We start from the raw sequence: 215 nt of genomic DNA, 5'->3' as shown, positions 1-215 counted from the left end.
AAGTTCCCGGAAAACCGCGAGAAGTTCGCTAAAGCCTGGGGCGTCGACAGCCTGCCGGAACATACCGGTTATCGCATCAGCGAGCTGCCGCACCGTGCCGAACACGGCGAAGTCCGCGCGGCCTATATTATGGGCGAGGATCCGCTGCAGACCGATGCCGAGCTTTCCGCGGTGCGCAAGGCGTTTGAACAGCTGGAACTGGTTATCGTCCAGGA

1 protein-coding gene is annotated in these 215 nt (G+C 60.9%); it reads left to right on the top strand.

Annotated features, from left to right (window positions below; translation table 11 throughout):
- Positions 1-215, top strand: a 215-nt coding sequence (locus tag PGR29_RS24865) for a molybdopterin-dependent oxidoreductase (protein WP_316425543.1), incomplete at both ends; no start/stop codon positions are given.

It is taken from the genome of Klebsiella sp. 141203 (assembly GCF_032601985.1).
GTDB lineage: Bacteria > Pseudomonadota > Gammaproteobacteria > Enterobacterales > Enterobacteriaceae > Klebsiella > Klebsiella aerogenes.
This window is presented reverse-complemented; position numbering and strand designations above follow the sequence as displayed.